12 protein-coding genes and 2 pseudogenes are annotated in these 9,308 nt (G+C 60.3%); 2 read left to right on the top strand and 12 right to left on the bottom strand.

Features of this window, described 5'->3' with window-relative positions; genetic code table 11:
• Positions 1-34: 34 nt before the first annotated feature.
• The 12 genes and pseudogenes from HX869_RS01290 to HX869_RS01340 all read right to left on the bottom strand — a co-directional run bounded on the left by HX869_RS01290 (position 35) and on the right by HX869_RS01340 (position 6,289).
• Positions 35-496: pseudogene (locus tag HX869_RS01290) on the bottom strand (phage virion morphogenesis protein).
• Positions 486-968 carry a phage tail protein gene (locus HX869_RS01295; protein WP_178902639.1) on the bottom strand — a complete coding sequence of 161 codons (483 nt, stop codon included), beginning with the start codon at positions 966-968 and terminating at the stop codon, positions 486-488. The pseudogene HX869_RS01290 and the gene HX869_RS01295 overlap by 11 nt, the downstream one beginning before the upstream one ends.
• Positions 965-1,150, bottom strand: a pseudogene (gene lysC, locus HX869_RS31390) (Rz1-like lysis system protein LysC); the annotation flags it as partial. The pseudogene lysC and the gene HX869_RS01295, both read right to left, overlap by 4 nt.
• Positions 1,065-1,508, bottom strand: a complete 444-nt coding sequence (gene lysB, locus HX869_RS31465; protein WP_178902640.1) for an Rz-like lysis system protein LysB — start codon at positions 1,506-1,508, stop codon at positions 1,065-1,067. The pseudogene lysC and the gene lysB, both read right to left, overlap by 86 nt.
• Entirely contained in the window at positions 1,505-1,708 is a 204-nt protein-coding gene (locus tag HX869_RS01305) for a hypothetical protein (RefSeq protein ID WP_177026840.1), read from the bottom strand. Before HX869_RS01305 ends, lysB begins: the two co-directional genes overlap by 4 nt.
• On the bottom strand, positions 1,705-2,547 hold the full coding sequence (locus HX869_RS01310) for an N-acetylmuramidase family protein (RefSeq protein WP_178902641.1): 843 nt from the start codon (positions 2,545-2,547) through the stop codon (positions 1,705-1,707). The genes HX869_RS01305 and HX869_RS01310 overlap by 4 nt, the downstream gene beginning before the upstream one ends.
• A complete protein-coding gene (locus tag HX869_RS01315; RefSeq protein ID WP_017477258.1) occupies positions 2,544-2,867 on the bottom strand; it encodes a phage holin, lambda family in 324 nt (107 codons plus the stop codon). Before HX869_RS01315 ends, HX869_RS01310 begins: the two co-directional genes overlap by 4 nt.
• 45 nt (positions 2,868-2,912) lie before the next feature.
• Positions 2,913-3,125, bottom strand: coding sequence for a tail protein X (locus tag HX869_RS01320; RefSeq protein ID WP_178902642.1), 213 nt, complete (start codon positions 3,123-3,125; stop codon positions 2,913-2,915).
• The gene (locus HX869_RS01325) at positions 3,125-3,586 is read right to left on the bottom strand and encodes a head completion/stabilization protein (protein ID WP_178902643.1); all 462 of its coding nucleotides are present in this window, start codon (positions 3,584-3,586) and stop codon (positions 3,125-3,127) included. Before HX869_RS01325 ends, HX869_RS01320 begins: the two co-directional genes overlap by 1 nt.
• A 103-nt stretch (positions 3,587-3,689) precedes the next feature.
• A complete protein-coding gene (locus tag HX869_RS01330) occupies positions 3,690-4,391 on the bottom strand; it encodes a terminase endonuclease subunit (protein WP_178902644.1) in 702 nt (233 codons plus the stop codon).
• 4 nt (positions 4,392-4,395) lie between these two features.
• Positions 4,396-5,418: a phage major capsid protein, P2 family gene (locus tag HX869_RS01335; protein WP_178902645.1), complete on the bottom strand. Its 1,023-nt coding sequence runs from the start codon at positions 5,416-5,418 to the stop codon at positions 4,396-4,398.
• A 40-nt stretch (positions 5,419-5,458) separates the two neighbouring features.
• Complete coding sequence (locus HX869_RS01340) at positions 5,459-6,289, bottom strand: GPO family capsid scaffolding protein (protein ID WP_178902646.1); 831 nt, start codon at positions 6,287-6,289, stop codon at positions 5,459-5,461.
• 155 nt (positions 6,290-6,444) lie between these two features.
• Here HX869_RS01340 and HX869_RS01345 point away from each other — a divergent pair, with 155 nt between their 5' ends.
• A complete protein-coding gene (locus tag HX869_RS01345) occupies positions 6,445-8,202 on the top strand; it encodes a terminase ATPase subunit family protein (RefSeq protein ID WP_178902647.1) in 1,758 nt (585 codons plus the stop codon).
• Positions 8,202-9,251, top strand: a complete 1,050-nt coding sequence (locus tag HX869_RS01350) for a phage portal protein (RefSeq protein WP_178902648.1) — start codon at positions 8,202-8,204, stop codon at positions 9,249-9,251. Before HX869_RS01345 ends, HX869_RS01350 begins: the two co-directional genes overlap by 1 nt.
• Positions 9,252-9,308 lie beyond the last annotated feature (57 nt).

The raw sequence follows: 9,308 nt of genomic DNA on the forward strand, positions 1-9,308 counted from the left end.
ATTTAACATGGTGATCCGAAGAGAGAATTTTTACTCAGAAAGTACCGAAATGGCGTAGTAGGCCGTCGCGGACAATGTCTAAATCTAATTCGCAAAATCCCAACAGTTTACGCTATTCGTAACTTATTTCAGTTGCTCCACGCTCGGCTCTATCTTTCAAGCCGTATTGGTGAACTCTAGCAATCCGGGCGACACGCCCGGTGAAGCCCACGGTAATGATATTGCTGTCGCCTCGGAACTTCATGTATGTCGCGGTACGCAGTTTCTTGAACATCGCCAGCTTGCGGCGAATACGACCCTGTTTCCCGCGAAGATCACGCTTTTTTCGAGGCGCATATTTGCTGCCATCCGGGTTTTCCTGCGCCATCACTCGTTTCTGCTGGCTGCGGCGCAGCTCCTGTCCAATGGTCCGAGCAAGTTTGCTGCGCTCCCCAGGCTCCAACCGTGCCAGTAGAACCGCCGCCCAGGTCTCCAACGTCTCCAGGTTATTTGCCATCGGGCACTATCCACTCACTGGTGTTGCCCTGGGCCCCGGGCTTCCAGTTCGGATCGAGATAACCCGCCACGCGCTGAGGTTCGTTCGGGTGTTTGACGGTGGTGTTGCCCTGGTCATCGTTGCCAACGACTACCCGCTCTGTCAGCGGCAGGGTGATGCTGAGGTCCACTTTGTCCTTGTCGAGGATGTCGGCTTCGAACTGGATGCCGCTTTTGACTTTGTCGAGGTTTTCCAGCAGCTCGGACTGGTTGACGCTGAGCCAGCCCAGGATCGGCAGGATCACGCTGTCGGGGTGGCCGGCGAATTCGGTGAGGATTATCTGCAGGTCAAAGCTGTATTCAAACGACAGGGTATGGGCGGCGGTGCAACGAACCCTGCCGTTGTCGATGAATATCAGCAGGCGGTCGGGGTTGTGTTTGAACTCGGCAACGGTGGCCAGCAGGTGGGCGCGCAGGCTTTCGGGCTTGTTCATGGTTGGGCCTGCTGGTGTTTGTAGACCATGTCGACCTGGGCGGCGCAATCAGCCCAGGCAGCTTCGGCGCGTTCCTGATCGGTCAATTGGTCCCCGTTATTGCGCGGGCTGGTCGCCGGTAGTTGGCACGGCACCACGGCCGGACAGCCAGTCACGGTAAGCTGCGGCGCCGGTGAGGGCGGGGCGCTCGCGCAACCGGCGAGCAGCGTCAGGCAAAGGCTGAGCAGCCCAGTCGCGTAGTTCGGAGTTTTCACGTTTCAGGTCCTCTATGGTTCGCTCGCGTTTTGCCAGGCCTTGGCGCAGTTGATCCTGTTGGATGCGCAGGGTGCTCTGGGTGTCGCGCTCCTGTTTCAAGGTGGCGGTGAGGGTGTTGGCGGTTTCCAGGTTGCGGTCAGCGTCCTTCCGGGCATCCGTGGCCTCCTTTGCTGCAAGCTTGGTCTTGTTCTCTGCGGCATTAATGCGCTGTTGCTGGCCCCAGATCACCAGCACCAGGACACCCAACAGGGCGAGGCCATAAAGGGACTGGCGCAGGACGCTCACGCGCGGTACCAGCCAAGTTTGTTCATGGCGGCGGTGTCGAACTGCTTGATCGGGCCGCGCACGATCACAGCCCTGGCGCCGTTCATCATCTGGATGGCTTCGCCCAACAACTGCATGTCGTCCTGTTCGGTCGACTCAGGTACCACCAGCAGGTCACCGTCGTGCACCCGCAGTTTTTCTACTGCGTCGAAGTCGATCATGCCGCGACCCCTTGCCCGCACTCGCAACCCGCGTGCCGTTCGTAGGCACGCTGGAGCTTGGTGTCATAGAGATTTCGCAGATAGTCTGGCCCGTTGTAGAGCCTGGCGAACTCGGCCCATTTGCGAGCTTTGAGTGCCTTGTGTAGCGCCGGGTCGGTCTCGATGAAGCGGGTAAAGGAGTCGAACTGCTGTGATTCGCCAGCACTCATTGCCGCTACAAAGTCCTGCACGCTGGCATAGCCGAGGCGCTTCCAGTGGAAGCCCATGATCTGGAAGGCGCCCCAGGAAGCCGACTCTAGGGCGGCGGAGTCGTCGATCAGTCGGGCCATGGCCAAGCGCTGGTGCTCGGCGGTACCACCGATGTATCCGCCGGGCTTCGGGTTGACCAGGGCGGGGTTTGCCGTGGCGAGCTGGTCGGCGTGCCGCTTGAGTTCGGCTGGGTCATCGCCAGCGTTTCGAACCGTGGCGAGTTGGCGGTACATGATGTGGCGTTCGAACAGGATCACCGGCTTGCCGTTGTCAAGAAATCCCTTCCCCTTGGATTCCACTTCATTGACCGCGTAGATGCTCGCCAGCGGCACTCCGAGCCCTTCGGCAGCGGTCACCAGGTCATTGTTGCGCAGCAACTGGGCGCAGTCGCCGCCGGCAAGGCTGGTTTGCGTCTTGTTACCGGCTACACCATCTGCGACCAGACCGACTTTGACCTGGTAAGCGCGGACGGCGGCCTCGGTGGCGTCGCCGTAGTCACCATCCGGCACCAGGTTGGCACCGTGTTTGTTCAGGTTCTTTTGTAGCATCAGCACCGCTTGTGAGCGGTCACCGTGGCGAAGGGTGGTCATAGTTGCTCTACCTTTCGGTTGAAAAACCTCTTGGCCGCAGCGCGGGTGCCTTCAACGCCGAGCAGGCCGATTACCCCGCCGAAAAATGGCGCGGTGGAGGTCGGGATGCCCAGCAGCGCCAAGCCATGGCTGGCGGCCAGTGCCAAGGATCCGCACAGCGGAGCCTCGACCACCATGCGGCGTAGGGTGCCGCCGCCGTACATGATTCGCAGGGCGGCGATGATCAGGGCGAGGACTCCGGCGTAAAGAGTCGGCCAGTTCTGTTCGAGCCAGGCGGCGAGCCAGGCCCAGGTGTCGGGACGGTCAGGCATGCGCTTCATTCCGTTGTCCAGGGTTGGTGGGTTCAAGGGCTTGGTGCTGCGGTGTCAGTCCCATAGGTTCACCATCTGCCGCTGGGGCGCGCTGGCTTGGACTTCGGGCATGTTGACGACAAGGCCTTGCGGCAGGATTGGGCCGTGGTCGGCCAGGCCTGGGTTCGCTTCAAGTACTGCCTCGGTGACGCCTGCAGTGCGGCCGTAGTGGCGCCAGCAGAGGGCGTCGACGGTGTCGTTCTGATTGGCGCGGACGGCGACAGGCATCAGATCAGCTCCACGGTGGTGCGGCTGCGGCCGAGGAAGTCGCGCACAGCCCAGCGCAAGTCGCGGCGGTAGTCGTCGATGTTGGGGGTAAGCTCTTCAGCTTTTTGGCTACCGGCATTGGTGGCGCTGTAGTCGCGGTAACGCTCGCAGACTTCGGCTCCGGTGCCGGCTTCGATCGCGCGGCGATAGAGATGAACCTTTACCGACACGTCTTTGATGCGGTCACCCGGAACTTCGGCCAGAGTGTTGTAGCCCGCAGCCTGTTGGGTCGTTCGCCATTCGCTCAGTTCGTTATTTAGATTGATCGCGGCGGCGATCACGGCAGTCTCCAGACGAGCCGGAGTGACGCTGGCGTCGATGCGCAGGGTGGAGCGTAAACCGTCCAAGTCAATCGACGGCCAGAATGGGTCGGTGTTGATGTGGCCGCTGTCGACGGTGCCGCTGGCAACAAATGCGCTCATGACTGCACTCGAAAAATAGGTCGCCGGTGGTCGGGGCTTCACGTTCAGGAGGAGCGGCCTGGCCGATCCGCCCCGAGCCGGCGGGGTGCGTGGGGACGCTCAGTTAGCTGCTGGTGGCAGCGTGCTTTTTCAGGAGGCGTTCTGCGCCATCCAAATCTTTCTTACCGCCGCAGCCGTCGTGCAGTTCGATGGCACGTTTGAGCAGGTCAATACCAGCCTGGATCTGTCCAGGCTGGCCTGGCTCTTCGGTGGTGATGCCATCCAACGTCGCACGACCGGTTGCCAGGTACAGCTTGGCGCGGGCCTGGTCGGGCATGTCTTCGGCGTCGGTCAGTTCGACGGTGCGGTGCAAGATGCTCAGGTCGAAACTGCCATTGGCCTTTTGCGATTTCAGCGCGGCCGTTGCGATTTCTTCCGCCACTAGGCAACCGGTGGTGCGTTCGAAACGGTCCGGCATGATCAGCTTGTGCTTGAGCACGTAGTCGGCGATGTCCAGGGCACCGCTGTAGTCCTCGACGTCAACGCGCCAGACCATGACGGTGGTTAAGACGTCGTCCTGAGCACCGTTGCCCGCTGCAAGTACTCCCTCGACATACGGGATGTACTCGGGCAACAACTGTGCCTTGAGTGCAGCCTTGCCCTCGTTAGACTGGATGGCTTTCAGGCGCAACCGGTCTTGCAGCAACTGATTCAACTGATGCTCATAAGCGGTCGCACCAGCCATGGATTGCTGCGGTGCTGTTTTCGCTGCTTCCATGGCCGCGCGAACGCGGCGTTGGTGGGCTTGGGCGATGCTGAGTGTCATGGGATTAACCCTCGCCGCCGGCGTCTTCGACTGGGGTGATGTTTTCCAGCAGGCAACCCAGGCCGTATTCCTCGACCACGTACGCCTCGTTCGATGATTCGAAGTTGCTGACGCGGTTCCACTCCGGTTCTTCCTTGAGGTAGCGGCGGCGCCCGCCGATCTGCCAGTACACCGACAGGTTGGCGAAGGTGGTGATGAGGATCGTGCCTTCGGGGATGTACGGCACCTCGTACAGCGGCAAGCCCCCGACGCGGCGTTGCGAGATGATCAGATCGCTGGCCAGGGTGTTGGTCGAGTCCTGGTCCTTGTTGACCAAGGCCAGGAACTTGTCGTGGACCAGTTCGCGCCCTGTCAGCACCACCAAGCCTGGATTGCGGCGGTACCAAGGGTCGAGCAACTGGATGGCGTCGTAGACAAGGGCGTCGATGTTCTTGAAGTCGCCGGTTTTGCCAATGGTGATCTTGCCGGCGACGGCGCCTTCCTTCAGCACGCGGTCGGGCGCGTGGGTGCGGTACTGCTGGAGCCAGCCGATGTTGACGTCTTCCAACAGCGGGTGCGAGGTGCGGTCGGTCTGCTCGGCAGCCGAGGTGCCGTAGAAACCGATCTGGATACGGTCGAGCGCCTGACGTTGGGCGATGGCGCTGGACAGGCGGGTTTGGAAGTCCGGGAACTTGGCCCAGGCGTCGAGCTGTTTGTAACTGACGAAGGTATCGAAGTCGGTCTGCTCGGCCTTGTACTTATCGCTCGACAGAGTGCCGATGCTGCGCGGCTCACGTTTTTTGACGTTGGTGTTGGTACGGCTGGCAACGGTACCGCCCACGCCCAGTCCGACCTTTTCGCCTTCCTGTTCATCAACGCCGATGACGTTGACCTTGGTCAGGAACTCGCTCGACTCCTGAATCTTGGTTTCCAGGCGCTGCTGGATGGTTGGGTCGACGCTGAATGTGGCGGTGGCCGATTCAACGCCGTTGAGCAGTGCGACCTGGCTGAGGTAGCCGGTGAAGAGTTTTCGAGTGTCGTTACGCATGGGTGTCTCCGATAGTGGGCTGGGCGGTGTAGGCCGCAGGTCAGAACTCAGCCAGGGCTTGTTTGCCGCCGCCGGTTACCGGTGGGCGCTGGGTTTGGGAGTGGTCTTGGGTTTTGCCGAGGGTGGTTTTCAGCTCGACCAGGTCTTTGCTGAGCTGCTCAACCTTGGTATTCAGCTCGCCGGAGAATTTCTTCTCGGCGGCGATTTGATCCGGCAGGTCTTTGACGTGGTCGGCAATCGCTTCGACGGCCTGGCCGATCTGGGCGAACTCTGCATCGTCCTTCGCCTGTTTGCCGCCCAGCAGCGCCTGAACCTTGCTGAAAAGCTGGGCTCCGAGGCCGGGCTTGTCTTCGACTTCTTCAAACTGCAACTCAGTTTCCACCGCCTCGGTGAACATCGACGTCGCGGAGTAATGACGGTCTTTGAATGGGCTGGATTCTGGCTTCTGCGCGGAGAAAGACAGTACATCGGTGCCCAGGCTGGCGGGGGAGTCGGTCACCGCCAGGCCGACGATGTAGGCCTCGCCGGTGTCCGAGAAGTTGTCGTCAATTTCGATCGAGGTGTAAATCTTCTGCTTGGCCTTGTTCATGGCGATCAGATCGGGCGTCGGCTCGACCTGGGCGAACAGGGCCAGCTTCTTCTGGCCGTTGATTTCCACTTCTTCGGTCTTGACCGCGAGCACGTCACCGTAGGCCTTGAAAGGGCTGTCGGGCAGCAGGCTGCGGAAGTGCTCCAGCCAGATGCGAGCGCCATAGGTGGCTGGATTGAAGTTCTTCGCCGCCTGTTCCAACCAGCTGCGTTTGATGGTGCGCTTGTCAGAGGTAGCACCCTCGACGGCGACGCGGAACCAATTGCTGCGAAATTTCTTCATGCCGGGAATCCTCAATGCGTTGGGCGCTAAGTGCGTTGCAATGAGGGGCATGGTCGTGACGCGCGCGAGTTGCGGCAACGGGACGGGATTGTAGAGAGCGGGACTACAAGGGGCGACACTACTGACTCGCAGGCGTGGGCGGCAGCATCGCGGCCATGACTACGACTGAACTGCTCCCAATCGATCCCCGACGCCAATCCAAGTTCCTGTATTGGATGGGTTGGCGTATCTGCGAGATTGCCGAGGCTACGGGCGAAAAGGAGAAAACGCTACACAGTTGGAAGGCCCGCGACGAGTGGGACCGGGCGGATAACGTCGAGCGGATCGGCGGGGCGTTGGAAGCGCGGCTGGTGCAACTGATCCTCAAGGAAGGCAAGAGCGGCGGCGATTTCAAAGAGATCGACCTGCTGCACCGGCAGTTGGAGCGCCAGGCCAGAATCCAGCGTTTTCAAGGCGGCGGTACCGAAACCGAAATCAACCCCAACCTCGCCAAGCGCAATGAAGGGCCGAAGAAGAAAACGCTGAAAAACGACATCAGCGAAGACCAGATCGAACTGTTGCGCGAAGCGTTTATCGACGGGTGCTTCGACTACCAGAAAGATTGGTACCGCGCGGGTAATCAGCGCACCCGCGTCATCCTCAAGAGCCGACAGATCGGCGCCACTTACTATTTTGCACGCGAGGCGTTCATTGATGCGCTGGAGACCGGGCGGAATCAGATCTTCCTGTCGGCGTCGAAGAACCAGGCCTACCTGTTTCGCGGGTACATCCAGGCATTTGCCCGCGAGGTCATTGGCGTCGAGTTGACCGGTGACCCCATCGTTTTGCCGAATGGTGCGGAGTTGTTTTTCCTCGGTACCAACGCACGTACCGCCCAGGGCTACCACGGCAATTTCTACTTCGACGAATTCTTCTGGACGTTCAAGTTTGAGGAGTTGAACAAGGTCGCGTCGGGCATGGCGATGCACAAGAAGTGGCGAAAAACCTACTTCTCGACGCCATCGACTATGGCCCACGAGGCTTACACGTTTTGGACTGGGGAGCGTTTCAACAAGGGCAAACCGGCTGCACAGCACACAAAAGTCGACGTATCCCACGGAATGCTCCAAGAGGGGCGTTTCTGCGAGGACCGGCTGTGGCGCCAGATTGTCACCATCCTCGACGCGGAGCAGGGTGGTTGCGACCTGTTCGACATTGAGGAACTGCGGCGAGAGTACAGCCCTGAGGCTTTCGCCAACCTGTTGATGTGCGAATTTGTCGACGACGGCGCGAGCATCTTCCCGCTGACGGTGTTGCAGCCGTGCATGGTCGACAGCTGGGTCGAGTGGGCGGAGGACTACAAGCCGTTTGCCATGCGGCCGTTTGGTGACCGTCAGGTGTGGATAGGGTATGACCCGGCAGAAACCGGTGATTGCTCCGGTCTGGTGGTGGTAGCGCCGCCGCTGGTTCCTTGTGGCAAGTTCCGGGTGTTGGAGCGGCACCAGTTCCGAGGCATGGACTTTGCGGCGCAGGCCAGCGTCATCAAAGCCGTCTGCGATCGCTACTGGGTGACGTACATAGGGATCGATGTCACTGGCTTGGGCAGCGGCGTGGCGCAGCTGGTGCGCCAATTCTTCCCCAACGTCACCACGTTCAGCTATTCGCCAGAGGTCAAGACGCGCCTGGTGCTGAAGGCCTATGACGTGATCCACCGGGGCCGGCTGGAGTTCGACGCCGGCTGGACCGACATGGCGCAGTCGCTGATGGCGATCCGCAAGACCATCACCGCAGGCGGTCGCCAATTCACCTACACCGCCGGCCGCAACGACAACACCGGCCACGCCGACCTGGCGTGGGCGCTCTTTCACGCATTGCATAACGAACCGCTGGAGGGGCAGACCACTGCCAACACCGGGCGGATGGAGATTTTTTGATGTCGAACCGCCGCAGAAATACCAAACAGTTGGCCCAGGCACCTGTCGTAGCAACGCAGGAGTTTTTCCCGCGCAGTGACACCAAGATGGAGGCGTTCAGTTTCGGCGATCCGTCACCGGTGCTGAGCGGCCGAGAGGTGTTCGATTACCTGGAGTGCTGGTTTAACGGGCGTTGGTACGAGCCTCCGCTATCACTGGACGGCTTGGCGCGGTCGGTGGGTTCCAGCGTGCACCTTCACTCGGGGTTGATGTTCAAACGCAACCTGCTGAGCAAAACCTTCATTCCGCACCGGCTGCTATCGCGGGCGGCGTTTGAACAGTTCTCCCTGGACTTCCTATGTTTGGGTAACGGCTATCTGGAAGGCCGGCGCTCAATGCTCGGCCCGGTGCGCGAGCTGGTACCGCCGCTGGCGAAGTACATGCGCTCAGGCAAGGACGGTCGGCAGTTCATGGTCCAGGGCTGGAAGGAAGAGCACGAATTTGAACCTGGCACCGTTTTTCATCTGCGGGAAGCGGATTTGCATCAGGAGGTCTATGGTCTGCCCGAGTGGATCAGCGCCTTGCAGTCGGCGTTGCTGAATGAATCGGCCACGCTGTTCCGCCGCAAGTACTACGAGAACGGGAGTCACGCCGGTTTCATCCTCTACATGACCGACGCCGCGCAAAACGAAGCGGACGTCGATTCTCTTCGCAAGGCGCTCAAGGACTCCAAGGGGCCTGGCAACTTCCGCAACCTGTTCGTGTACTCACCGAATGGCAAAAAGGACGGCCTGCAGATCATTCCGGTCAGTGAAGTGACGGCCAAGGACGAATTCAACTCGATCAAAAACCAGACCCGCGACGACGTGCTGGCCAGCTTGCGCATTCCGCCGCAGCTGATGGGAATTGTGCCGCAGAACGCGGGTGGGTTTGGGTCGATCAGGGAGGCGGCACAGATCTATGCAGCCAATGAACTGGAGCCGATTCAGGCGCGTATGGCGCAGGTGAATGACTGGCTTGGGGAGGAGGTCGTGCGCTTCAAACCCTATGAAATTCCCAAGGATAGTTAGTCGAACCACAATTGCTTTGGTAGGGTGCCCATGCCTATCTAGGCAATTGGAGAGGGT

This window comes from Pseudomonas sp. P7779, from assembly GCF_013386315.1.
Classification (GTDB): Bacteria; Pseudomonadota; Gammaproteobacteria; order Pseudomonadales; family Pseudomonadaceae; genus Aquipseudomonas.

Coding starts and splice junctions, on each gene's coding strand:
- HX869_RS01295 (WP_178902639.1), bottom strand. CDS start 968: ATGAACAAGCCCGAAAGCCTGCGCGCCCACCTGCTGGCCACCGTTGCC.
- HX869_RS01305 (WP_177026840.1), bottom strand. CDS start 1,708: ATGATCGACTTCGACGCAGTAGAAAAACTGCGGGTGCACGACGGTGAC.
- HX869_RS01310 (WP_178902641.1), bottom strand. CDS start 2,547: ATGACCACCCTTCGCCACGGTGACCGCTCACAAGCGGTGCTGATGCTA.
- HX869_RS01315 (WP_017477258.1), bottom strand. CDS start 2,867: ATGAAGCGCATGCCTGACCGTCCCGACACCTGGGCCTGGCTCGCCGCC.
- HX869_RS01320 (WP_178902642.1), bottom strand. CDS start 3,125: ATGCCTGTCGCCGTCCGCGCCAATCAGAACGACACCGTCGACGCCCTC.
- HX869_RS01325 (WP_178902643.1), bottom strand. CDS start 3,586: ATGAGCGCATTTGTTGCCAGCGGCACCGTCGACAGCGGCCACATCAAC.
- HX869_RS01330 (WP_178902644.1), bottom strand. CDS start 4,391: ATGACACTCAGCATCGCCCAAGCCCACCAACGCCGCGTTCGCGCGGCC.
- HX869_RS01335 (WP_178902645.1), bottom strand. CDS start 5,418: ATGCGTAACGACACTCGAAAACTCTTCACCGGCTACCTCAGCCAGGTC.
- HX869_RS01340 (WP_178902646.1), bottom strand. CDS start 6,289: ATGAAGAAATTTCGCAGCAATTGGTTCCGCGTCGCCGTCGAGGGTGCT.
- HX869_RS01345 (WP_178902647.1), top strand. CDS start 6,445: ATGACTACGACTGAACTGCTCCCAATCGATCCCCGACGCCAATCCAAG.
- HX869_RS01350 (WP_178902648.1), top strand. CDS start 8,202: ATGTCGAACCGCCGCAGAAATACCAAACAGTTGGCCCAGGCACCTGTC.